Raw genomic sequence first — 22,544 nt, 5'->3', positions numbered from 1 at the left:
ACTTATGCCGTCCTGTTAGGACTCAGGCAAACAGCAAGGCGTTGGCCGGGTCCGCGTAGAATGCGGCCCGCCGCGCAAAGGCCATGGGGTCCTTGCGGGTCACCAGGGCATCGGCGGGCGTGTTGATCCAGTCATAGGCGCGGCTCAATGTAAAACGCAACGCTGCACCGCGTGCCAGAATGGGAAGCGCAGCCCGTTCGTTCTCAGTCAGCGTCAGGCGACTGCGATAGCCCTGCAGCAGCGCCGCAGACAGAGCGGGCTCGAACTTGGTCCCGTCGGTGCTGAAACACCACGCGCTGTGGGTGATCGCCAGATCATAGGCGCGCGCATCGGTGCACGAAAAATAGAAGTCGATCAGGCCGCTGACCCGGTCGCCCAGCATCAGCACATTGTCCGGGAACAGATCGGCATGGATCACCGATTGCGGCAGATCGCTCGGCCAGTTTGCCTTCAGATACGCCAGCTCCGCGCGCACCAGATGCTCGAGCGCGGGATCGACCTGCTGCCATTGCCCTGCGCAGCGGCTGGCCAGATCCTGCCAGGCGGCAGGGCCCATGCTGTTGGGGCGGCTTCCGCCAAAATCTGCCACCGCCAGGTGCAGATCGGCCAGTGCTGCACCCGCCGCTTCGGCCTGGGCCGGGGTCGGCGTGCTCAGCGATATGCCCTCGAGAAACTCGATCAGACACGCCGGGCGCCCCGCGAGTTCTCGAATCTGGATGCCCTTGCGGTCGGCAATCGCGCGCGGCACGCGGCATCCGCGCATCGCCAGATGATCAAGCAGCGCCATGAAGAACGGCAGGTCGCCTGGATCGACGCGCTTTTCGTACAAGGTCAGGATGAAGCGATGGCCATCGCTGCCGCCGCGGGTTTCGACCAGGAAGTTGCTGTTCTCGACACCTTCTGCGATGCCCTTGAAGCTGATCAGGTCACCCGTGTCATAATCGCCCAGAAACTGCGCCATCATCTCGGCGCTGACGTGCGTATAGACAGCCATCAGGCAGCGTCGGCCTCTGCCGCGAGCGCGCGGGGTAGCTTGAAGGTGATGCGCTCGTCGACGGTCTTGACGCGTTCCTCACGGACATCGAAATGCCGCCCGAGCAGGTCGACGACCTCGCGCACCAGGATTTCCGGTGCCGATGCGCCTGCGGTGAGGCCCAACGTTGTCACGCCATCGAACCAGCGCAGCTCGATTTCCTGCGCACGCTGGATCAGCTTCGCGCGCGTGCCCTCGCGTTCGGAAACCTCGACCAACCGCACCGAGTTGGAGCTGTTGGGCGCGCCGATGACCAGCACCAGTTCGCAATCGTCGGCCATCACCTTGACCGCAGCCTGGCGGTTGGATGTGGCGTAGCAGATGTCCTCGCCCTTGGGTCCGACGATCGCGGGGAAGCGCTGGTGCAATGCGGCGACGATCTCTGCGGTGTCATCGACCGACAGCGTGGTCTGGGTGAGGAACGCCAGCTTGGTGTCGTCGGCAAATTCGAGCTTTGCAACATCCTCGACCGTCTCGACCAAGGTCATATGGCCCGGCTCGACCTGGCCGAAGGTGCCGATCACTTCGGGATGGCCCTTGTGGCCGACGAAGATGATGTGACGGCCCGCCTCGACCTGGCGCTCTGCCTGGCGGTGCACCTTGGAGACCAGGGGGCAGGTGGCATCGAGATAATTGAGACCCCGTTCGGCCGCCTTGTGCGGAACCGCCTTGGGCACGCCATGCGCAGAGAACACCACGGGCACGCCATCGGGCACCTCGTCCAGTTCCTCGACGAACACCGCGCCTTTTGCTTTCAGGCTGTCGACCACGAACTTGTTGTGGACGATCTCGTGCCGGACATAGACCGGCGCACCGTATTTGTGCAGCGACAGCTCGACGATCTCGATCGCACGGTCGACGCCGGCGCAAAAGCCGCGCGGCGAAGCGATCTTGATCAGCAGTGGTGGCTTTGCTGCAAGCGGGGCGTTGGCGGTTTCGGTCATGTTCAGATTGGCTTTCGTAGTTCCGCATCTGTCTTAGGGGAAGCGGAGCGCGGTGTGAAGCATATCCCTGATGCCCGGCGATCTGACGGGACGGTTGCCCGATTGCGCACCCGGAATCTGGACATTGCGCTGAAACCCAACGGCAGATAAGGAGCGATCCACTGTGGCCTCGAAGGATTTTTGTTTGAACATGCCCAAACTGCCCAAGAAATCGTCCCCCAAGGCATCCAGCCTTGCCATTCTGGGATCCGGGCTTGCGCTGCTCAGCCTCTCGGCGTGCGCGGAGAAGAACCAGCTCGTGGTCGATTCCGGTGTCGGGGTGGCATCCACGCTGAGTGCCTGCCCGAACACCGCGATCCCCGAGCATACCGGTGATGTCACCATCTTCAATCCCGCCAACAGCCGCGATGCCAGCGCGATCGACGTGGTGGCGACGATCACCAACGTCCGTCCCACCTGCGACGAGACGGGCGCAGAGATCTACGCCACCGCCAGTTTCGATGTCCAGGCGCGGCGCAGCGACAATCGCGGCCAGCGCACCGTGACGCTGCCGTACTTTTCCACCGTCGTGCGCGGTGGCAACACCGTGGTCGCCAAAAGGCTGGGGTCGGTGACGCTCAACTTCGCCGATGGTGCATATCGCGCCGAAACCAAGGCGACGGGCGCGGGCTATATCGACAAGGCGGCGGCGACGCTGCCCGAGGACATCCGCGAACGCATCACCCGCAGGCGCAAGTCCGGCGACGCCGATGCGGCAATCGATCCGCTGTCGGTGCCTGAAGTGCGCACCGCGCTCCAGCGTACCAGCTTTGAACTGCTGGTCGGCTTCCAGCTGACCCAGGACCAGCTGCAGTATAACGCTACCCGATGAGGCTGGCTTAAACCCTCTCCCTCCAGGGGAGAGGGACAGCTTCACGCAGTGAAGCAGGGAGAGGGCGGCGAGCACGATTGGCTGCTCAGTTTCCCCTCTCCAACTCGCGCCTAGGCAGCAGGCTGCCAAGGCTTCGTATCCTCTCCCCTGCAGGGAGAGGAGGTATGCGATCAGGGCTAAAATCATGACACTGTATACCCGTTTCACCCAGCATCTGCATGACGCGCTCGACGCGATGGAAGCCAGCGGAGCATTGCCGTCGGGGCTTGACCGCGGCGCGCTGACCGTCGAGCCGCCGCGCGATCCGTCGCATGGCGATCTTGCGACCAATGCCGCGATGGTGCTGGCCAAGCCTGCTGGCACCAACCCGCGCGCGCTCGCCGAGGCGATCAGCGTGGAACTGGGCAAGGTCGACGAGATCACCGCGGTCGAGATCGCCGGGCCCGGCTTCCTCAACCTGCGTCTGGCGCCGTCCGCCTGGATCGAGGAACTGCGCGCCATTGCCGATATGGGCGCCGATTACGGCCGCTCGGAGCTGGGCAAGGGGGTGACGGTCAACATCGAATACGTCTCTGCCAACCCCACCGGTCCGATGCACATGGGCCATTGCCGCGGCGCGGTGGTGGGCGACGCGCTGGCCACCTTGCTCGAATATTCGGGCCACAAGGTGATCCGCGAATACTACATCAACGATGCCGGCGGGCAGGTCGATGTCCTCGCGCGCTCGGTTCACTGGCGCTATTGCGAAGCGCTCGGCAAGGCCTCGGGCGACATTCCCGAAGGGCTCTATCCCGGCGACTATTTGGTGCCGGTGGCACAGGCGTTGGCGGGCGAACTCGGCGATGCGATGGTCGATGCGCCCGAGAGCGAATGGCTAGTGATGTTCCGCAAGCGCGCGGTCGCTGCGATGATGGACATGATCCGCGCCGATCTCGCGCTGCTCGGCATCCACCACGACGTGTTCTCGTCGGAAGCGGAGCTGCAGGCCGCGGGCAAGCCCGAGGCGGCCGAAGCCGTGCTGCGCGCGCGCGATCTGGTCTATGATGGCGAACTCGAAGCGCCCAAGGGCAAGGTGATCGAAGACTGGGAGCCGGTGGACCTGCCGCTGTTCCGCTCGACGAAGTTCGGCGACGATCAGGACCGCCCGATCCGCAAGTCGGACGGCAGCTGGACCTATTTCGGCGCGGATCTCGCCTATCACTACCAGAAAGCCGAAACCGCCGACCAGCTGATCGATATCTGGGGCGCGGACCATGCCGGTACCGTCAAGCGGATCAAGGCAGCGGTCGCCGCGCTCACCGAGGGCCGCGCCGAGGGCCCGGCGCGCTTCGACGTGCGGCTGGTGCAGATGGTCAAGCTGATGCGCGGCGGCGAGCCGCTCAAGATGTCCAAGCGCTCGGGCAATTTCGTGACTCTGGCCGATGTCGTGAACGAGGTCGGCAAGGACGTCGTGCGCTTCACCATGCTCACCCGCAAGGCCGACGCGCAGATGGAGTTCGACTTCGAGAAGGTGGTTGAGGCCTCGAAGGACAATCCGGTGTTCTACGTGCAATATGCGCACGCGCGGATCCACTCGATCATGCGCAAGGCGCAGGGCGAGGGGCTCAGCGCCTCGGCCGAGCATCTCGACCGGCTGGGCGAGGAAGAGCACGCGCTGATTGCGCTGGCGGCGCAGTTCCCGCGCATTGTCGAATCGGCGGCATTGAACCGCGAGCCGCACCGGATCGCGTTTTACCTCGGCGATCTGGCGGCAGCTTTCCACGCCTTCTTCAACCTTGGCAACGATCGGCCCGACAAGCGTATCGTTATGACCCACGATGCCGACACCAGCGCCGCGAGGCTTTTCATGGCCCAAAATATCGGGCAAGTCATTGCCAACGGTCTGGCGCTTATGGCGGTGGAGGCGGCTACGCAGATGTAGCCGAACCATGGGCCGGAGCAGGCCGGACCGGTCTGGCGTGTCTATGGGGCGACAAGAATGAGCAATCGGCTGGATGATGGCATGGACGATAGCCTGAGGGATCAGCCGTTGGGGCTGGATGCCGATGACGACCGGCTGCCCTGGCTGGAATCGGCTGACGACGCGCCGTCGAGCGATGGCTCGGCGGGCAAGATCATGGGCTTCATCCTGCTGGGATTGGTCGGCCTGTCGATCGTGCTGGCCGCGATCTACTGGCTGGGCGGTGATGGCGCCGCGCCCGATGGCGATGGCAGCCTGATCGCCGCGCCGCAGGGCGACTACAAGGTGCGCCCCAAGGACAAGCAGGAACAGAGGGTCGAAGGCACCGGCGATGCGAGCTTTGCCGTCAGCCAGGGCGAGCAGCCGCAGGGACAGCTTGTCGATGCCGCTGGTGCCCCGCCGCCTCCGGGCAGCGCGCTGGTGCAATTGGGTGCCTATACCAGCGAGACGAGCGCCCTCACCGGCTGGTCGACATTGAGCCAGCGGCACGAGGTGCTGAGCGGGCTCAACCGCAGGATCGTCGAGGCGACCGTCGATGGCGGAACGGTGTTTCGCCTGAGCGCGGTGCTCGACAGCCCGGCCAGTGCGGACTCGGTGTGCGGTCAGCTCAAGAAAGCTGGGCAAAACTGCCTGGTGGTGCGTTGATTTCACCGCCGGTTTTGGCGACACTGCAGGCATGAAACCTGTAATTTTCGGCCTGGCCGGTCTGACGCTCGCGCCGGACGAGCGTGCCTTTTTCAAGGACTGCGCCCCTGCGGGCTATATCCTGTTCGGCCGCAACATCGACACCCGCGAACAGCTCCGTGCGCTGACCGACAGTCTGCGCGATCTGCACAATGATGACCGGCTGCCGATCCTGATCGATCAGGAGGGCGGACGGGTGAGCCGGATGAAGCCGCCGCACTGGCTGTCCTTTCCTGCCGGCGGCGCGTTCGACCGGTTGTACGATATCGCACCCGCGAGCGCGATCGAGGCGGCGCGGATCAACGCCGAGGCGCTGGCGCTCGATCTGGCCGAGGTCGGCATCACTGTCGATTGCCTCCCCTTGCTCGATGTCGCGATCCCCGGCGGCACGCCCGCGATCGGCGACCGCGCGCTGGGGCAGGAGCCGATGCGCGTTGCGGCGCTCGGCCGAGCGGTGCTCGACGGGTTGCGGCGCGGCGGGGTGCTGGGCACGATCAAGCATATGCCGGGCCATGGCCGCGCGATGGTCGACAGCCATATGGAACTGCCCCGCGTCACCGCCAGCGATGCCGAACTCGAGCAGGACATCGCGCCGTTCCGGGCGCTGAACACCGCCGAGATCGGAATGACCGGGCATATCCTGTTCGAGGCGTGGGACGCGGAGCGCTGCGCGACTCTGTCGCCGACCATCATCGAGGACATCATCCGCCAGCGCATCGGCTTTGACGGGCTGCTGCTCAGCGATGATCTCGACATGAAGGCGCTGAAGGGCGAGGTGCCCGACCGAGCCGCGCGTGCCGTCGCGGCGGGCTGTGACATCGCGCTCAACTGCTGGGCGCGGATGGACGAGATGGTCGGCATCGCCCACGCCCTTCCCGATATATCCGATGCCGCCCGCGCGCGGCTGGACCGGGCCCGCGCCGCGATCAACCCCGTGCATGACTGGTCGCACCAGGCGGAGCTGATCGCCAAACGCGATGCGCTGCTGGCGCTGGTGTGATCGCGCAGGACACCACGATCGCCCCGCCCGATGGCGATTACTTCTTCTTCAGCGAGCCCGTGCCTGCCGCCACCGCCGCAGCCGAGGCTCTGCTCATCGATGTCGACGGCTGGGAGGGCCCGCTCGACCTGCTGCTCGATCTCGCGCGGCGGCAGAAGGTCGATCTGCGGCAGATCTCGATCCTCGATCTCACCAACCAGTATCTCGGCTTCATCGAGAGCGCGACCAGCCTGAAGCTCGAGCTTGCCGCCGATTATCTGGTGATGGCGGCCTGGCTTGCCTATCTCAAGTCCGCGCTGCTGCTGCCTGGCGATCCCGAGATCGAACCTTCGCCCGAGGAACTGGCCTTGCGGCTGCAGTTGCGGTTGCAGCGGCTGGCCGCGATGCGCGAGGCGGCAGCAAGGCTGCTGGGCCGCGACCGGCTGGGCCGCGATGTCTTCGCGCACGGGCAGGGCGAGGGGCTGCGGCTGCTCACCCGCACCCGGCACGACTGCAGCCTGTTCGATCTGCTCACCGCCTATGGCCGGGTGAAGCAGCGCAGCGAACCGGTGGTGCATATGGTGAAATCCCGCCGGGTGATGACGCTGGAAGATGCGCTGGCGCGGCTGTCGCTGATGCTGGGCACCGCGATCGACTGGACCGACCTGCGCGCCTTTCTGCCTGAAGGCGCGCCTGCCGACCTCACCCGCTCGGCCACCGCGTCGACCTTTCTCGCGCTGCTCGAACTGGCGCGGCAGGGGCGGGTCGAGCTGGCGCAGGAGGCGGCGTTTGCGCCCTTGAGAGTGCGCAGGGCGCCATGAGCGAGATCGATCCGGTGGTGCGCGCGGTCGAAGCGGCCCTGTTCGCAGCCGAGCAGCCGCAAAGTGCCGCCGATCTGGCTGCGCATATCGGAACGGACGCCGATATTTCAGGCGCGCTTGCGGTGCTGCAGGGCGATTACGCCGGGCGCGGGGTCGAGCTGGTCGAGCGCGGCGGGCGCTGGCATTTCCAGACCGCGCCCGATCTCGCCTGGCTGCTGCGTCGCGAGACCGAGCAGACCCGCAAGCTGTCGCGCGCGGCGACCGAAACGCTGGCGATCATCGCCTATCATGAACCGGTCAGCCGCGCCGAGATCGAGGCGATCCGCGGCGTGCAGGTCAGCAAGGGCACCATCGACGTGCTGATGGAGGAAGGCTGGATCGCACCTGCCGGACGGCGCGAGGTGCCGGGTCGGCCGCTGACGTTCGCCACCACACCCGATTTCCTCACACATTTCGGCCTGACCAGCAGGCGCGACCTGCCGGGGCTCGAGGACCTGCGCGCGGCAGGCCTGCTCGACCCGGTCGATCTGGCGCTGGAAGGCGCGCTGGCTACGGATGATACGGGCGGTGATTTTGGCGACGATGCCGACGGCTCGTCCGATGAATCCGATTCATTGCTGGAAAACAGCAGCGATCAGGCCTAGATAGCAAGCGAATTTCAGGAGAAACGCCATGGGATCCTTCTCCCTGATGCACTGGGTAATTGTGCTGATCATCGTCGTGCTGCTGTTTGGCGGCGGACGGATTTCATCGATCATGGGTGATGTCGCCAAGGGCATCAAGAGCTTCAAAAAGGGCATGGCCGACGATGACGAAGAGCCGGTGCAGCCCAAGCGCCCTGTCGCGCAGATCGAGGCTCCGCCCGCGCGCACCATCGATGGCACCGCCAAGTCGACCGCGGCGAGCGAAGAACGCAAGCCGGGTTGATCCGGGCGGTTGTTCCGGTTCGATCGGGGTCGGGACGGCTTCAGCCAGCGTGAAGGCGTGACCATGTCATGTTAGACATCGGATCGACCGAGTTGTTGATGATCATCATCGTGGCGATCGTTGTGATCGGCCCGAAGGATCTTCCGCGCGCGCTGTACAAATTGGGTCAGGTGGTCGGCAAGGCCAAGGGTGTTGCGCGCCATTTCCGGACCGGCATCGATGCCATGGTCCGAGAGGTCGAACTCGAGGAAATGGAAAAGAAGTGGAAGGCCGATAACGAGCGCATCATGCGCGAGCATGCCGCGCTGTCCCCTCCCGTTGCGACCGCCGCTGCCGCCTCTGATGCAACCGAAGCTGCCCCGGTGATGCAGCCCTTGCCATCGGCCGAGAAGCCCCCCGCCGCGGCTGCGCCGAACGACCCTGCCGCGAATGCCGTTCCCGATGCTGCGCCTTCCGGGGTTCCGGCCACCGAGGGCGAACGATGAGCGAGCCCGAAGACGAAATCGATGCCTCGCGGGCGCCCTTGCTCGATCACCTGATCGAACTGCGCCAGCGTCTGGTGCGCTGCGTCGTGGCGCTGCTGCTGGCGTTCGGCGTCTGCTTCTATTTTTCCGAGCATATCTTCGCGTTTCTGGTGGTGCCGCTCAAGGAAGCGTTCGGCGACGGCAATGGCCGGCTGGTCTACACCAAATTGTACGAGGCGTTCTTCGTGCAGGTGAAGGTGTCGATCTTCGCAGCGTTCTGCGTCTCGTTCCCGATAATCGCCAACCAATTGTGGGCCTTCGTCGCGCCCGGGCTGTATCGCCAGGAAAAGCGCGCGCTGCTGCCGTTCATCCTCGCAACCCCGCTGCTGTTCACCACCGGCGCGGCGCTGGCCTATTACATCGTCATGCCCACCGCCTTCCACTTCTTCCTGCAGTTCCAGGGCGAATCGGGCGGGCTCGAGGTCGAAGCGCTGCCCAGTACCGATGCCTATCTGTCGCTGGTGATGCAGTTCATCCTCGCTTTCGGGATCAGTTTCCTGCTGCCGGTGCTGCTGATGCTGCTCAACCGCGCGGGCATCGTCTCGCGCGCGCAACTGATCAGCGTGCGGCGCTACATGATCGTCGCCGCGTTCGTTGCAGCGGCGATCCTGACCCCGCCCGATGTCGTCTCGCAGCTCATGCTGGCGATCCCTTTGGTGCTGCTTTACGAGATCAGCATTCTGGCGATCTGGTTCACCGAGCGCAGGGCTGCCAAGGCCGCGCCCGAAGAGACTGAAGACGCCGCTGAGCCTGAGGCGCAGTCCGAGCCTGCCGAGTAATCTCCACTTCCGTCCTTCCCGCGAACGCGGGAATTCCGCTATTGCGCGAGGGATGAAATAAAGCGGGACTCCCGCGTGCGCGGGGGTGACGATGGGGCTTTGGTTAAAAGTTCAGCCCTTCACCGGCACCGGGGGATCGTTGTCCGCGACTTCCGTCAGCGAACCGCCCATCTTCTCGCAGGCGCCCGCCTCGGTGAACTTCCAGGCATTGCCCTGATAATCGACCGACGACGTGCCGGCGCAGCTGGTGCCGGGGCCGGCAGCGCAGTCGTTCTGCTTGGCCAGCGCAACGCCATAGCATTTTTCCTGCGCGGCGAGTTCGGTCGCGGCCTTCTCGATGGCCTGCGCGCTGGTTTCCTCGGGCGCTGCAGGCGTGTCGGATGAACAGGCGGACAACGCGGCGGTCGCGATCAGCGCCGAGGCCAGCGCGGCAAGGGGGGAGGTCTGGGACATGATGACGGCGCTCCTGCAGGGCAATAAGCAGGGTTATCGCTCGCACAACCGGGGGCAATCGTCAAACCTTTGCCCCCGCGCGGCAAAGACGATAGAGCGCCCGGCCATGACCAAGACCGCTCCCAGATTCGCCTTTTCAATCACCGCCCGCGAAGGCAAGGCGCGGCTGGGCGAGATCGCCATGCAGCGTGGCACCATCCGCACCCCGGCGTTCATGCCGGTGGGCACTGCTGCGACGGTCAAGGGCATGAAGCCGGCCGAGGTGCGCGGGCTGGGCGCGGATATCATCCTGGGCAACACCTACCACCTGATGCTGCGTCCGGGCGCCGAGCGCGTGGCGAGGCTGGGGGGCTTGCACAATTTCATGGACTGGCCGCACCCGATCCTTACCGACAGCGGCGGCTATCAGGTGATGAGCCTGTCGGCGCTGACCAAGACCACCGAAGAGGGTGTCGCTTTCCAGAGCCATCTCGATGGCTCGCGGCATATGCTCAGTCCGGAGCGCTCGATGGAAATCCAGCGGTTGCTGGGGTCGGACATCGTCATGGCGTTCGACGAGCTGGTGCCTGCTACGGCGGAGCGCGATGTTCAGGCCGCCGCGATGGAGCGATCGATGCGCTGGGCGCGCCGCTCGCGCGAGGGCTTCGACAGCGGCACCGAGCATGCCGACCGCGCGGCTTTGTTCGGCATCCAGCAGGGATCGCTCAACGAAGGCCTGCGCCGCCAGTCCGCCGATGCGCTGCGCGACATCGGTTTTGACGGCTATGCGATCGGCGGGCTTGCGGTGGGCGAGGGCCAGGAGGCGATGTTCGGCGTGCTCGATTATGCTCCGGGCCAGCTGCCCGACGACCGCCCGCGCTACCTGATGGGCGTCGGCAAGCCCGATGATCTGGTCGGCGCGGTCGAGCGCGGGGTCGACATGTTCGATTGTGTGCTGCCGACGCGCTCGGGGCGCAACGGCCAGGCGTTCACATGGGACGGACCGATCAACATCCGCAATGCGAAGCACGCCGAGGACCAGTCCCCCCTCGACGCGGCGTGCGCATGCACCGCCTGCAGCCGCTTCAGCCGTGCCTATCTGCATCACTTGGTGAAATCGGGCGAGATGCTGGGCGCTATGCTGATGACCGAGCACAATCTGCGCTTCTACCAGGATCTGATGGCAGCGATGCGCACTGCGATCAGCGAGGGGCGGATGGCGGCCTTTGGGCAGGCGTTCCGCGAGCGATATTACGCCAGGGGAGGCTGAGCGGCCAGCAGCAACCGTCAGGCCGACGCGGGCACGAACACCGGCACGGCGATGGCGATGCTCTCGAACGCGGTGTCCCTTTCCAGCGGCGCGCGCAGCTGGCGGGCAAGCCCTGTCATCACACGGTCGATGCCGTCTGCGAGCATCTCTTCGAGCATCGGGTTGGGACCAAGCGCAGGAGAGGCGATGCGCAGCTTGATCCGGGTCGGGTCGTCGGCCAGGCGGGTCGCGGATATCCGCACCGGAGCCTCGGGCCGAGTCAGGTGGATCAGCTCGAGAATTTCGGTCAGCAGGAACGCGATCGGCACGCCGACATCCTGGCTGACGTGGAGATTGTCGATATCGACCATGATATCGGGGCCATCGCTCGACGCGCCGTTTCCGGCATGCTCGAAGCTGCCCGCCAATTCGCCGACCAGAGCGCGCAGATTGATGCCCTCGTTGCGCTCGGTCCCCGCGAAATGGTTGCGGTGGACCACCGCAAGCGCATCGACCCGCCGCTGGATCTTGCCATAGGCCAGCTTGGCCTGATCCGAATCGGCCGTTCGCGCGTGCAGGTTGATCAGGCTGGCGATGATCTGCAGGTTGTTCTTGACCCGGTGATGGACCTCGCGGGTCAGCATGATCTGCTGCTTGAGACCCTCATCGAGCGCGTCGCGATCGATCGAGACCTTGTGCGCCAAGGTGACGAATCCTTGATCGAGCTCCTGAATCTCGCTGGCGTTGAACGCGGTGAGCGCCATCGGCACCAGCCGCTCCCCGGTTTCGTACTGGCGCACCTTGCGTTGCAACTGCGTCAAAGGCGCGATCAGCATGTAGTTCACCACGAGCCAGCCGATCAAGGCGGCGGCAAGCACGGTGATGAACGGAATGATCTGCGCAAGAAATTCGGGCGGCGTCTGGGCGGGACGTGCGAAGCGCAGGTCCAGATTGACGCCAGCGATGTCGCTCTGCGCGCTCATGACCGCGTTGAGTCTGCGCTCCCAGTTTGTCGGAATACGCGTCAGGGGCAATACGACCGACTGGTCGCGCAGATCGAATTGCGAGAGCGGAACATCATCAACCGGGTCGGCGAGAGCCAGCAGACTATCGACAGGGTAGAAGGCGACCGCACGCGCCATGGACACCCGTCCGCGGGTCGCGAAGATGGCGCCATTGGCGCTGGGGACGAGCGTGGTGGCCGGTGTGCCCGGCTCGCGGCCGGCCTGCCGCAGAGCTTGGGGCACAGCGCCGATCTGGCAGGCGGCGGGGCTGGTGCTGTTTGCGAACAACAGCGCGGCAAAACGCGTTTGTTGCGGCCCCAACTGCTCCCGCAAGTTGAGGCATATCTTCGCCGGGTCTTCGCCCAAAGCGATCTGCGAGGCTGCCGTGCCGAGGATCGCAAGATCGCTCTGGATGGCGGTCCGCAAACGCTGCGCGGCGTCGTCGACATTCTTCTGCAGCAATCGGCTGCGCTCTTCGGCGGCGGTATCGGCGAGGCTGCGGTTGGCGACAACCGCGCCCATCGCCAGCGGCAACAGGGCGACGGCGAGGATGAGGAATAATCGCGTGCCGATCGACAGCCGCGCCAAGGGGGCAAAAAGCGGGAAACTAGCCCTGGGGGTGCTGGGCATTATTTAAGCTGCTTGAGTAGATCCAGAAAATCGTCCGGAATGTCCTCTTCCAGCGTGCGCTGATACACCGACTTGAGGGCATCGCCGATCACATGGGTCTTGCCTTCTTCCGGCGCGTTGGCGCTATCCTGCCCATCGGAGAGGGGCGCGGAGGCGTCGTCGGTCGTCTGGCGGTGGGCCAAAGGTGGCTTGCCGTCTTTGCCGGAGAGTTCGTCGCCGGACTGATCGTCATTTTCACGATGCACGAGCATCCCATCCCGCCTGTTGAATTCGTCCCGAAATGGGGCTTAGCAAGCCGTCCAACCCCTGCCAAGCCCGCAAAATTCTGCGGGATCGTGCATAAACGTCTCAGGGGAGGAAACAAACTGCGGCGAGGATTGTTCCTTGCCTGAGGTTCTGTTTGTTGCCTTTCCACTGCAATGTCATCCCGGCCGACCTGATTTTGACACTGGCTGCCAAAAGCAATAGACACGAGCGCTATCCGATGAAGGAGTTTCAATACATGTCCCTGGGCCAGACGCTCGCTCCCCACCTTCCCCTCCTGCGGCGTTACAGCCGGGCGCTTGCAGGCGATCAGCATCATGGCGATGCCTATGTGAAGGCAACGCTGCAGGCGATCATCGCCGCACCCGACCAGTTCCCCAGCGATGTCGACGCGCGGCTCGGCCTGTACCGGGTCTTTCAGGTCATCTGGAGTTCAACCCATGACGACCGCCATGAATCGGACAGCTTTGACGCCTATCCCGATGCGGATGACGATGCTCGCCGGCTGCTGACCGAACAGAGGCTGGGTCGCATCCCGCCGATGTCGCGGCAGGCGCTGCTGCTGACGGCGATGGAAGGCTTTTCCAATGCCGATACCGCCTATCTGATGGGGCTGGACGACCGTACCGTTTCGGGACTCGTCGCCGAGGCCCTCAGCGAGATCGACAGCCAGATCAAGGCCAAGGTGCTGATCATCGAGGACGAGCCGATCATCGCGATGGATATCGAAACGATCGTGCGCGACCTTGGACATGACGTCACCGGCATTGCGGTCACCCGCGACGAGGCTGTGGAACAGGCACGGCTGCACAAGCCCGGTCTGGTCCTCGCCGACATTCAGTTGGCCGATGACAGCTCGGGCATCGATGCCGTGGCAGACATTCTGCGCGAGATCGAAGTTCCGGTGATCTTCATCACCGCCTTCCCCGAGCGCCTGCTCACCGGTGAACGTCCCGAGCCCGCGTTCCTGATCACCAAGCCGTTCCACCGCAACACGGTGCGCGCGGCGATCAGCCAGGCCTTGTTCTTCTTCGACGCCGAAACGGTGTAATCATCGCATGCCTGCCGGGTGGCTGGATGGCCGCCCGGCAAGCGAGCGCTCTGGTCATGCCGGACACACAAAAAAAGGCGGGCATTGCGGCCCGCCTTTTTCGTATGCGTTGGGTGTGAACCAGATCAGCGCGAATAGAATTCGACGACCAGATTGGGTTCCATCTTCACCGGATAAGGCACTTCGTCCAGCGTCGGAACGCGGGTGTAGGTGATCTTGTCGGTGCCGTCGGGTGCGACATAATCGGGGATGTCACGCTCAGCCAGGCTCTGCGCTTCGATGACCAGAGCCATTTCCTGCGCCTTCTTGCCCAGCGACACGACGTCGCCCGGCTTGACCTTGCGCGATGCGATGTTGCACTTGATGCCGTTGACGCGGATGTGGCCGTGGCTGACGATTTGGCGCGCCGAGAAGATGGTCGGCGCGAACTTGGCGCGATAGACCACCATGTCGAGGCGCTGTTCCAGCAGACCGATGAGGTTCTGGCTGGTATCGCCCTTCATGCGGCTGGCTTCGGTGTAGTTCTTCTTGAACTGCTTTTCGGTGATTTCGCCGTAATAGCCCTTGAGCTTCTGCTTGGCGCGCAGCTGCAGACCGAAGTCCGAAACCTTGCTCTTGCGACGCTGGCCGTGCTGGCCGGGACCATATTCGCGCTTGTTGACGGGAGATTTGGGGCGGCCCCAAATGTTCTCGCCCATGCGGCGATCGAGCTTGTACTTTGAACTATTGCGTTTGGACACGCGTGTTTCTCCAATTTGCTGCCTGGTATCAGGCGGGTCCGGCCAGACAGGAGGCCGGATTTCAGTCCCGGGTTCGCTCCATGGTGCCAAACATGCACCGTGCGGCCGCTGCTTCACCGGGGGTGCAGGGCCAATTGCGAAGCGCGGCCTATGGCGAAGCAGGCTGGCAGAGTCAAGGCGTGTAGCGTGCGACAGCCACCTCGACACGGCGCGCGGTGGTGATTAAGGCTGCGCGCATGTCAGAACCCATCAAAACACCGGACGACTGCGCGACGATGATCGATGTGCGCGCAGGCGTCGACGCCCTGGACCGCGAGCTGATCGCGCTGCTCGAAACCCGATTCGGCTATATGCGCGCTGCCGCCCGGATCAAGCCCGAGCGCGCCATGGTCCGCGACGAAGCCCGCAAGGCGCAAGTCATCGCCCAGGCGAAGACCGCCGCGTTCGAGGCGGGCGTACCGGTCGGGCTGGTCGCCGATTTCTGGGAGCGGCTGGTCGAAGCGTCGATCGCGTACGAGACCGAGCACTGGGAGCTGCTGCGGCGGTAGGGGGCTGACCCTATCGCACGCTGCTACCTACATCCGCTCAGGCTGAGCTTGTCGAAGCCCCCGCTATTTCGCCCGCGTGGGCGCGGGGCCTTCGACAGGCTCAGGCTGAGCGGGGGTAGGAAACTCGGGCTGACTCAAACAGGTTTGCGCTTGTCCTTGGCCAGCGTGCTCAGCACGCCGCGGAAGGTGCGGACCTCGTTGCTGTTCCATTGCGGCTTGGTCAGCAGGTTGCGCAGCGTACGCCGGGTCATCGAGGCGCGGCCTTCGGGGAAGAAATAGTTCTTTTCCTCCAGCATCGTACACAGTTGCTCGAACATCCCGTCGAGCTCTTCCATCGCCGCGGGCGGATCGATCTCGACCTCGGTCGGCGATGACACCGCATCGCCGCCGCCGGTCTTCGACCATTCATACGCCACCAGGATCACCGCCTGGGCGAGGTTGAGCGATCCGAATTGCGGGTTGATCGGCACGGTGAGGATCGCCTGCGCGATCGCGACGTCCTCGGTCTCGAGCCCCGAGCGCTCGGGCCCGAACAGGATTGCGCTGCGTCCCGGTGCGGTGACGATCTGCGCAGCGGCGTCGGCGGGCGTCACCACCGGCTTGGTCACCCCGCGCTTGCGCACCGTGGTCGCATAGACATGGTTGCAGTCGGCCACCGCATCGGCGACGGTCTCGAACACCTGCGCCTGTTCGAGCACGATGTCCGCGCCCGATGCCGCTGGCCCTGCCGTCGGATTTGGCCAGCCGTCGCGCGGCGCGACCAGCCGCATTTCGGTGAGCCCGAAGTTGAGCATCGCGCGCGCGGCCTTGCCGATATTCTCGCCCAGCTGCGGACGGACAAGGATGATGATCGGCTTGCGCAAGTCCGCAGGCGTTGCCGCGGGGGCGGACTGCAGGTTGCGCGCGGCCTTGCTCTTGCCGAGCAGCAGCTTGCGCGCGCGTTCGGAGAGCGATGCATAATCCTGCCGGATCAGCGCCTCCTTCTTGGCACGGCTCCAGCCCTTGATCTGCTTGTCGACCGCGTTGGCGTTGTCAGCCGTGGCGTAATCCTCGCTCCACACAAGTTCGACCGGCTGGCGCGACTTGGTGTAGCCGGGAACGGTGCCCGCCTGATGCGCGACGACATCGGCGTCGAGGTCTTCGCCATGGCCGACATAATACGAGCCATCGCCGCAGCGCAGGATATAGGTGTAGAAAGGCATCAGGCGGCGCTCCCGCCCCCGCCAACGTCTTTCACGGTGCTGGCGAATTCCTCGAAATCCTTGGCCTCGCTGAAATCGCGATAGACCGAGGCGAAGCGGATATACGCCACGCTGTCGAGCACGCGCAGGCCGTCCATCACCATCTCGCCGATATCGCGCGAGCGCACCTCGTTCTCGCCCGAGGTTTCGATCTGCCGCTGGATTCCCGAGACGAGCTGGTCGATCCGCTCCTGGTCGATCCCGCGCTTGCGGCAGGCAACCGCCACCGATTTCTCGATCTTGGCGCGGTTGAACGGCTCGCGCCGGTTCTCGCTCTTGACCACCATGATGTCACGCAGCTGGATGCGCTCGAACGTCGTGAAGCGCGCGCCGCAGCTTTCGCATTGGCGGCGACGGCGGATAGCCGCCCCGTCTTCGGTGGGGCGGCTATCCTTGACCTGGCTGTTTTCGTGCGCGCAAAACGGACATCTCATTGTTCAGCCGATGCCCTCAGGGACGCAGTCGCTTGTAGAGCATATAGCCCGCACCAGCGACCAGGCCGATCGGCCAGCTCACCACCGGCAAAACCGCGCCTGCCACCGCGCCGATCGCGCCTGCGGTCAGCACCGGCTTGGTCGACGGGTGCGCCATGCCCTGCTTGGCCATGCCGACGATTTCCTCGCGGGCGTCGCCGATCAAATCGCCTGGGTTCTTGGGGTCGTCAGGATTCTGCATGGTTCAAAGCTCCGGATAGATGGGGAAACGGTCGCAAAGGGCTTCGACGCGCACGCGCACCGCAGCCTCGACGTCCGGATCGCCATGTTCGCCCTTTTGGCGCAGCCCGTCCAGTACGTCGGCGATCATGTCGCCGATTTCCCGGAACTCCGCGACGCCAAAGCCGCGCGTGGTGCCGGCGGGCGAACCGACGCGGATGCCGCTGGTCTTGGTCGGCGGCAGCGGGTCGAAGGGGATGCCATTCTTGTTGCAGGTGATGCCCGCACGCTCGAGCGCCTCGTCGGCATCCTTGCCGGTGACGCCCAAAGGCCGCAGATCGACCAGGGCGACGTGCGTGTCGGTGCCGCCCGCGACCAGATCGGCGCCGCGTTCCTTCAGGCGGCTCGCCAGCGCCTTGGCGTTGTCGATCACCGCGCGCGAATAGCTCTTGAACTCGGGCGTCAACGCCTCGCCGAACGCGACTGCCTTGGCAGCGATGACGTGCATCAGCGGGCCACCCTGAAGCCCCGGGAACACCGCCGAGTTGATCTTCTTGGCCAGCGCCTCGTCATTGGTCAGGATCATGCCGCCACGCGGACCGCGCAAGGTCTTGTGCGTGGTGGTGGTGGCGACGTGCGCGTGCGGGAAGGGCGAGGGGTGGACGCCGGCTGCGACCAGTCCTGCGAAATGCGCCATATCGACCTGAAAGTAGGCGCCAACTTCATCGGCGATCGCGCGGAACTTGGCGAAATCGATGTGGCGCGGATAGGCCGAACCGCCCGCGAAAATCAGGCTGGGCTTGTGCTCGAGCGCCAGGCGGCGGACCTCGTCATAATCGATCAGGTGGGTGTCGGGGGTCACGCCATACTGGATCGCGTTGAACCACTTGCCCGACATCGCAGGCCGCGCGCCGTGGGTCAGGTGGCCACCGGCGTCGAGCGACATGCCGAGGATCGTGTCGCCAGGCTTGATCAGCGCGAGCAGCACCGCGCCATTGGCCTGCGCACCCGAGTGCGGCTGGACGTTGGCATACGCGCAATCGAACAGCTTGCAGGCGCGGTCGATCGCGAGGCGTTCGACATCATCCGAAGGCTCGCAGCCCTGGTAGTAGCGCTTGCCGGGATAACCCTCGGCGTACTTGTTGGTGAACACCGAACCCTGCGCCTCGAGCACCGCCTTGGAGACGATGTTTTCCGATGCGATCAGCTCGATCTGTTTCTTCTCGCGGCGCACTTCCTTGGCGATAGCCGCGGCAACCGCAGGATCGGTGACGGCAAGGCCTTCGCTGAAAAAGCCGGAGGATCGGATTTCACTGGTTGCAGGGTTGGTGGACATGACAGGCTCCATCAGGGACTTGAATTTGGCGGGGTCGTGAACAGCGGTTGTATCAGGCCGGGGTCAATTTGGCGACGCGGCGTTCGTGGCGGCCGCCCTCGAAAGGCGTGGCAAGAAAGGTTGCGAGGCAATCCTTGGCGGTATCGATCCCGATCAGCCGCGCGCCCATCGCGATGACATTGGCGTCATTGTGCTGGCGCGACAGGCTGGCGGACAGGTGATCCGACACCAAGGCGCAACGGCACGCCGGGTTGCGGTTGACCGCGATCGAAATGCCGATGCCCGATCCGCACAAGGCAACGCCGAATTCCGCCGCGCCCGACGCGACATGATCGGCCAGCTTGAAGCCGTAATCGGGATAATCGACGCTGTCGGCGGTGTCCGGGCCCAGGTCGGTCACGCTGTGGCCATGCTCGGTCAGCCATGCTGCGAGTTCCGCCTTCAGACCGAGCGCGGCATGGTCAGAGGCGAGGGCGATTTTGCGAACGGTGGTCATCGTGAGCTGCGATCCGGATCAAGGCATGATGGGGCGATTCCCGTGATGGCCGCTATCTAGGCGAGCGTGCGACGCGATGCCACCAGTGATTGTGGTTTGATGACGGATTTATGATGGGGTGGGGGGCTCTCCCCTCCCGCAACCTCTAACGGTCCCCTGCGGAGGCAGGGGCCCATCTCCAGACGTCAGCTCGGTCAAACGCACGTTGCATCAGACGCGCTTGCAGGAGATGGGCCCCTGCCTTCGCAGGGGAACAGGATGTTGATGGCTGGCAAACCCTCAAAACAGCCCGGGCACCTCGCGCTGCGCCGGTGTCGGCGCATCCGGCACCAGTAACGCGCGGTCGGTGGCGATCATGCCGCGTTGCGACTGGCCTGCGACCGTGCCCGAAGACCCGCTCAACGCGATCGCGGTGCAGCTGCGTCCTGCGAGGAAATCGAGCGCGCCCCGGATCGAGGCTTCCTGCGGGTCACCCAGCGGGCGGCTGAGATCGTCCGCCGCCTGGCATGTCACGTCCAGCGTGCTGGCCAGGCCGTTGAAAAAATCGCCTTGCCCGCGCGCGTTGACCGAGCGGAAGGCAACCACGCGCACGCGGTCGTCGCAGGCGCTGCGGTCCAGTGCAATCTGTCCGACGGGCTTGCCGAAGGTGTTGTCGCCAATCAGCGCAAGGTTGCGATCATAAAATGGGGCAAGCCCGTTGATCACGAATTCGCTGGCGCTGGCGGTCGCGCCGGTGCCGATAAAGGCTATGCGGACCGGGCTCACCGATTCGACGCGCGGGTTGAAGAATGCCGATTCGTCGTTCGAAGACTTGGATGCGCGGAACCGCAGGCCCGAAAACAGATCGGCAGTGCTGCGGTTGCCGCCGAGCAGATCGGCCAGAAGTTCCGCCGTCGAGACCAGTCCGCCGCCATTGTAGCGGAAATCGATGATGAATTCGGTGATCCCCGCTGCGCGGAAGCTGCGAAAGGCATCGCGCAGCGGCGTGTCGGCGGCCGAAATGAAGGTGCGCAGGTTGAGATAGCCGATCTGGCGGCCATTATCCTGGATGATGCGCGCGCCATAGCGGCTGGAGAGCGCGGGCAGGTCAAAATTTGCCTTGGTGACGCTGACCTCACGTGCGACGCCATTGCGCGATATGCGCAGCAGCCGGGTGGTGCCTGCGGTGCTTGGGCCCAGCGCGTTGGTGATCCCGGCAGAACCTTCCGCCGCGATGATGTCGGCCACGCTGCGCAGATTGACGCTGGTCGTTCCGATGGCGAGGATCTCGTCGCCCCGGTCAATCCCGGCGGCCAGTCCCGGCGCGCCTTCGATGCTCTCGCCGATCAGCACCCTGCGCGCAGGGGTGTCGATCGCCAGGCGGATGCCGATGCCTGCGCTCGACCCGGTGGTGTTGAACGCGTTTTCCTCGGCGATCGAGGTGATGAAGGTGAAGAAGCGGTCCTTGCCCTGCGCCCGCGGTCAGCGCGTCGATATAGCCTTGCACGCTGGTGAAGCTGGCCGGATTGGCGCTGGTCGCCAGCAGTTCGGGGAAGAGATACCATTCGTCGAGCACATCGCGCGCGAAAGCCTGGCGGCTGGCGAGCGAGCAGGTCGGGCTGGGGCTTGGCGAGGGCGCAGGGGCCGATGCGGTAGGTGACGGACCGGGCGCGGGCGAACCACCGCTGCCTCCGCCACCACAGGCGCTCAGCAGCAGGGCGGAACTGGCCAGAAGGCCGATGATGTGGCGCATGAATGTCTTGCCTGACCAATCCGTTATCGGCGCAAGCTTATGCCCAAGTCGCCCGTTACGCGACAGATTTATCGCCGCTCCGCTGGATGAGCGCGGCATTCTCTGCGCGGATGCGGACGAACAGGATGCCGAAGTTGAGCACCGTCCACACCGCCGCGATCTCAAGATGCCCGAAGATCAGCGGAATGGTGAGGATTTCGAGCGTCACCACCCAGTAATTGGGATGCCGGACGAGGCGATACGGTCCGCCGGAAATCCGCGGGAAGTCGGGCGAGGAAATGATCCGCGTGGTCCAATAGGGGCCGAGTGTCGCCAGCACCCAAAGCCGCGCGATCTGCAGCAGCGCAAACACGATCAGCAGCGGCCACAGCATCGGGGCTTGCGCCGGCGTGCTCAGCCACAACGCGGCCAGAAAGCTCGCATGGATGCCCACCATCACCGGATAATGCGACCGGCCATGCTCGACAGCACCGCGCGCGAGCAGGGCTTTGGTGTTCTTCTGCGCATAGACCAGTTCGCCCAGTCGCTGAACGGTGAGCACCGCGAGCACCACCCAGGCCGCCGCCCAGCCGGGTTGCCAGACATAGGGGGCAAGCTGCGCCAACCCCATCATCGGTGGAGCACCCCCATCGCGCCGGTAAAGCCCGGACCCAGCGCGGTGAGCAGCAGCGGTCCGCTGTCTCCCTTGGCCAATATCCGCTCGAGCACGAAGTGGACGGTGGGCGAGGACATGTTGCCATGATCGGCGAGCACCGCGCGGGTCGCGGCGAGACCATCGGGCAGATCGTCGAAATAGGCTTCGAGCGCGTCGATCACCTTGCGCCCGCCCGGGTGGCACGCGGGTTCGGTGAGCACCGCCTTGGTAAGGCCTGCGCTCTCGAGAAATCCGTCGACCACCGGCGCGAATTCATTGGCCACGAACGCGGGCAGATCGCGCGACAGGATCAGCCCCAGCCCCAAGGCATCGACATCCCAGCCCATCATCGCGCGGCTGCCCGGCCAGGTGTGCTGCGCGAAGTGCCCGAGCGCGGGACCGTCGCCATCGGCCGAGAGCACGATCGCGCTCGCGCCATCGGCGAACAGGGTCGAGGCGATGATCGCCTTCTTGGTCAGGTCGCCGAAGCGGAAGGCGAGCGAGCACAGTTCCAGCGTCAGCAGCAGCACGCGGCGATCAGGATCGGCGCGGACCAGATCGCCCGCGACCTGAAGCCCGAGCACCCCGCCTGCACAGCCATAGCCGAACAGAGGCAGGCAGGTCGCATCGGCGCGAAACCCCATCGGCCCGAGCATCTGGCTGGCGATCGAAGGCGTGGCGATCCCGGTGGAGGACACGCAGACGATGGCGTCGATCTGATCGGGGGCAAGGCCGGCTTTGGCGAGCGCGGACGTGGCGACATCCTCGAGCAGCTGCTGCCCGGCGGACAGATACAGCGCATTGCGCTCGGGGAAATCAGCCGTGCCGAGATAATTCTCGGGCGGCTGGACGATCGCGCGGGCATTGACCCCGGTGCTGTCGTAGATCGCGGCGATCCGCGGCGGCAGCCCGGCAGGCAAGGCGCTGGCGACAAAATCGCGCACCTGGTGCTGGGTGATGGCGAAGGGCGGCACTGCGGTGGCAATGGACTGGATGCGGGGAAGCATCGCGC

The 22,544-nt window shown here is 64.9% G+C and carries 27 protein-coding genes; 12 read left to right on the top strand and 15 right to left on the bottom strand.

Translation table 11 applies throughout. From position 1 onward, the window contains the following. Nucleotides 1-22 precede the first annotated feature (22 nt). Both thrB and ispH read right to left on the bottom strand, forming a co-directional pair. Nucleotides 23-994, bottom strand: coding sequence for a homoserine kinase (gene thrB, locus QUV11_RS01405; RefSeq protein WP_300880116.1), 972 nt, complete (start codon nt 992-994; stop codon nt 23-25). Next, nucleotides 994-1,977: a 4-hydroxy-3-methylbut-2-enyl diphosphate reductase gene (gene ispH, locus QUV11_RS01400; protein WP_300880115.1), complete on the bottom strand. Its 984-nt coding sequence runs from the start codon at nt 1,975-1,977 to the stop codon at nt 994-996. Before ispH ends, thrB begins: the two co-directional genes overlap by 1 nt. A gap of 190 nt (nt 1,978-2,167) precedes the next feature. Between ispH and QUV11_RS01395 the strand changes: the two genes are divergently transcribed. From QUV11_RS01395 to tatC, 9 genes are all read left to right on the top strand, one after another. Next, nucleotides 2,168-2,848, top strand: coding sequence for a hypothetical protein (locus QUV11_RS01395; RefSeq protein ID WP_300880313.1), 681 nt, complete (start codon nt 2,168-2,170; stop codon nt 2,846-2,848). Nucleotides 2,849-3,032: 184 nt separating this feature from the next. Beyond that, nucleotides 3,033-4,769, top strand: a complete 1,737-nt coding sequence (gene argS / locus QUV11_RS01390; protein ID WP_300880114.1) for an arginine--tRNA ligase — start codon at nt 3,033-3,035, stop codon at nt 4,767-4,769. Between the two features lie 57 nt (nt 4,770-4,826). Further along, nucleotides 4,827-5,453: an SPOR domain-containing protein gene (locus QUV11_RS01385; RefSeq protein ID WP_300880113.1), complete on the top strand. Its 627-nt coding sequence runs from the start codon at nt 4,827-4,829 to the stop codon at nt 5,451-5,453. Between the two features lie 31 nt (nt 5,454-5,484). After that, nucleotides 5,485-6,492 (top strand): beta-N-acetylhexosaminidase, encoded by a 1,008-nt coding sequence (nagZ, locus tag QUV11_RS01380; protein ID WP_300880112.1) that lies wholly within the window; start codon nt 5,485-5,487, stop codon nt 6,490-6,492. 59 nt (nt 6,493-6,551) lie between these two features. Continuing rightward, nucleotides 6,552-7,292, top strand: a complete 741-nt coding sequence (locus tag QUV11_RS01375; RefSeq protein ID WP_300880312.1) for a ScpA family protein — start codon at nt 6,552-6,554, stop codon at nt 7,290-7,292. Next, nucleotides 7,289-7,936 carry an SMC-Scp complex subunit ScpB gene (scpB, locus tag QUV11_RS01370; protein WP_300880110.1) on the top strand — a complete coding sequence of 216 codons (648 nt, stop codon included), beginning with the start codon at nt 7,289-7,291 and terminating at the stop codon, nt 7,934-7,936. Before QUV11_RS01375 ends, scpB begins: the two co-directional genes overlap by 4 nt. A gap of 28 nt (nt 7,937-7,964) precedes the next feature. Continuing rightward, on the top strand, nt 7,965-8,219 hold the full coding sequence (locus QUV11_RS01365; RefSeq protein ID WP_300880108.1) for a twin-arginine translocase TatA/TatE family subunit: 255 nt from the start codon (nt 7,965-7,967) through the stop codon (nt 8,217-8,219). Nucleotides 8,220-8,287: 68 nt separating this feature from the next. Continuing rightward, entirely contained in the window at nt 8,288-8,704 is a 417-nt protein-coding gene (tatB, locus tag QUV11_RS01360) for a Sec-independent protein translocase protein TatB (RefSeq protein WP_300880106.1), read from the top strand. Then, nucleotides 8,701-9,522 carry a twin-arginine translocase subunit TatC gene (gene tatC, locus QUV11_RS01355; protein WP_300880104.1) on the top strand — a complete coding sequence of 274 codons (822 nt, stop codon included), beginning with the start codon at nt 8,701-8,703 and terminating at the stop codon, nt 9,520-9,522. The genes tatB and tatC overlap by 4 nt, the downstream gene beginning before the upstream one ends. Before the next feature lie 111 nt (nt 9,523-9,633). Here tatC and QUV11_RS01350 read toward each other — a convergent pair whose 3' ends face one another. Continuing rightward, complete coding sequence (locus QUV11_RS01350; RefSeq protein WP_300880102.1) at nt 9,634-9,975, bottom strand: DUF2282 domain-containing protein; 342 nt, start codon at nt 9,973-9,975, stop codon at nt 9,634-9,636. Nucleotides 9,976-10,081: 106 nt separating this feature from the next. Here QUV11_RS01350 and tgt point away from each other — a divergent pair, with 106 nt between their 5' ends. Continuing rightward, nucleotides 10,082-11,224 (top strand): tRNA guanosine(34) transglycosylase Tgt, encoded by a 1,143-nt coding sequence (gene tgt, locus QUV11_RS01345; RefSeq protein WP_300880100.1) that lies wholly within the window; start codon nt 10,082-10,084, stop codon nt 11,222-11,224. 17 nt (nt 11,225-11,241) lie between these two features. Here tgt and QUV11_RS01340 read toward each other — a convergent pair whose 3' ends face one another. Both QUV11_RS01340 and QUV11_RS01335 read right to left on the bottom strand, forming a co-directional pair. Then, complete coding sequence (locus QUV11_RS01340; RefSeq protein ID WP_300880099.1) at nt 11,242-12,837, bottom strand: histidine kinase dimerization/phosphoacceptor domain -containing protein; 1,596 nt, start codon at nt 12,835-12,837, stop codon at nt 11,242-11,244. After that, entirely contained in the window at nt 12,837-13,088 is a 252-nt protein-coding gene (locus QUV11_RS01335) for a NepR family anti-sigma factor (RefSeq protein WP_300880098.1), read from the bottom strand. Before QUV11_RS01335 ends, QUV11_RS01340 begins: the two co-directional genes overlap by 1 nt. Before the next feature lie 251 nt (nt 13,089-13,339). Between QUV11_RS01335 and QUV11_RS01330 the strand changes: the two genes are divergently transcribed. Beyond that, nucleotides 13,340-14,152 (top strand): response regulator, encoded by an 813-nt coding sequence (locus QUV11_RS01330; protein WP_300880097.1) that lies wholly within the window; start codon nt 13,340-13,342, stop codon nt 14,150-14,152. Between the two features lie 125 nt (nt 14,153-14,277). Here QUV11_RS01330 and rpsD read toward each other — a convergent pair whose 3' ends face one another. Then, a complete protein-coding gene (rpsD, locus tag QUV11_RS01325) occupies nt 14,278-14,892 on the bottom strand; it encodes a 30S ribosomal protein S4 (protein WP_300880096.1) in 615 nt (204 codons plus the stop codon). A gap of 236 nt (nt 14,893-15,128) precedes the next feature. Here rpsD and QUV11_RS01320 point away from each other — a divergent pair, with 236 nt between their 5' ends. Further along, the gene (locus tag QUV11_RS01320; protein WP_300880095.1) at nt 15,129-15,440 is read left to right on the top strand and encodes a chorismate mutase; all 312 of its coding nucleotides are present in this window, start codon (nt 15,129-15,131) and stop codon (nt 15,438-15,440) included. A 134-nt stretch (nt 15,441-15,574) separates the two neighbouring features. On the opposite strand, the gene QUV11_RS01315 is transcribed toward QUV11_RS01320, so the two are convergent. From QUV11_RS01315 to QUV11_RS01280, 9 genes are all read right to left on the bottom strand, one after another. After that, nucleotides 15,575-16,642, bottom strand: coding sequence for a TrmH family RNA methyltransferase (locus tag QUV11_RS01315; protein WP_300880093.1), 1,068 nt, complete (start codon nt 16,640-16,642; stop codon nt 15,575-15,577). Further along, nucleotides 16,642-17,115: a transcriptional regulator NrdR gene (nrdR, locus tag QUV11_RS01310; protein WP_300880092.1), complete on the bottom strand. Its 474-nt coding sequence runs from the start codon at nt 17,113-17,115 to the stop codon at nt 16,642-16,644. Before nrdR ends, QUV11_RS01315 begins: the two co-directional genes overlap by 1 nt. Nucleotides 17,116-17,131: 16 nt before the next feature. Continuing rightward, nucleotides 17,132-17,356, bottom strand: coding sequence for a hypothetical protein (locus QUV11_RS01305; RefSeq protein ID WP_300880091.1), 225 nt, complete (start codon nt 17,354-17,356; stop codon nt 17,132-17,134). Nucleotides 17,357-17,359: 3 nt separating this feature from the next. Beyond that, on the bottom strand, nt 17,360-18,670 hold the full coding sequence (gene glyA / locus QUV11_RS01300; protein WP_300880090.1) for a serine hydroxymethyltransferase: 1,311 nt from the start codon (nt 18,668-18,670) through the stop codon (nt 17,360-17,362). A 52-nt stretch (nt 18,671-18,722) separates the two neighbouring features. After that, nucleotides 18,723-19,166 (bottom strand): ribose 5-phosphate isomerase B, encoded by a 444-nt coding sequence (gene rpiB / locus QUV11_RS01295; protein WP_300880089.1) that lies wholly within the window; start codon nt 19,164-19,166, stop codon nt 18,723-18,725. A 279-nt stretch (nt 19,167-19,445) separates the two neighbouring features. Continuing rightward, nucleotides 19,446-20,498 carry a S41 family peptidase gene (locus tag QUV11_RS01290; RefSeq protein WP_367279829.1) on the bottom strand — a complete coding sequence of 351 codons (1,053 nt, stop codon included), beginning with the start codon at nt 20,496-20,498 and terminating at the stop codon, nt 19,446-19,448. Next, nucleotides 20,446-20,898, bottom strand: coding sequence for a hypothetical protein (locus tag QUV11_RS17165; RefSeq protein ID WP_367279828.1), 453 nt, complete (start codon nt 20,896-20,898; stop codon nt 20,446-20,448). The genes QUV11_RS01290 and QUV11_RS17165 overlap by 53 nt, the downstream gene beginning before the upstream one ends. A gap of 55 nt (nt 20,899-20,953) precedes the next feature. Beyond that, a complete protein-coding gene (locus QUV11_RS01285; RefSeq protein WP_300880088.1) occupies nt 20,954-21,511 on the bottom strand; it encodes an isoprenylcysteine carboxylmethyltransferase family protein in 558 nt (185 codons plus the stop codon). Further along, the gene (locus QUV11_RS01280) at nt 21,508-22,539 is read right to left on the bottom strand and encodes a type III polyketide synthase (protein WP_300880087.1); all 1,032 of its coding nucleotides are present in this window, start codon (nt 22,537-22,539) and stop codon (nt 21,508-21,510) included. The genes QUV11_RS01285 and QUV11_RS01280 overlap by 4 nt, the downstream gene beginning before the upstream one ends. Nucleotides 22,540-22,544 lie beyond the last annotated feature (5 nt).

The organism is Blastomonas sp. (assembly GCF_030373265.1).
GTDB lineage: Bacteria > Pseudomonadota > Alphaproteobacteria > Sphingomonadales > Sphingomonadaceae > Blastomonas.
This window is presented reverse-complemented; position numbering and strand designations above follow the sequence as displayed.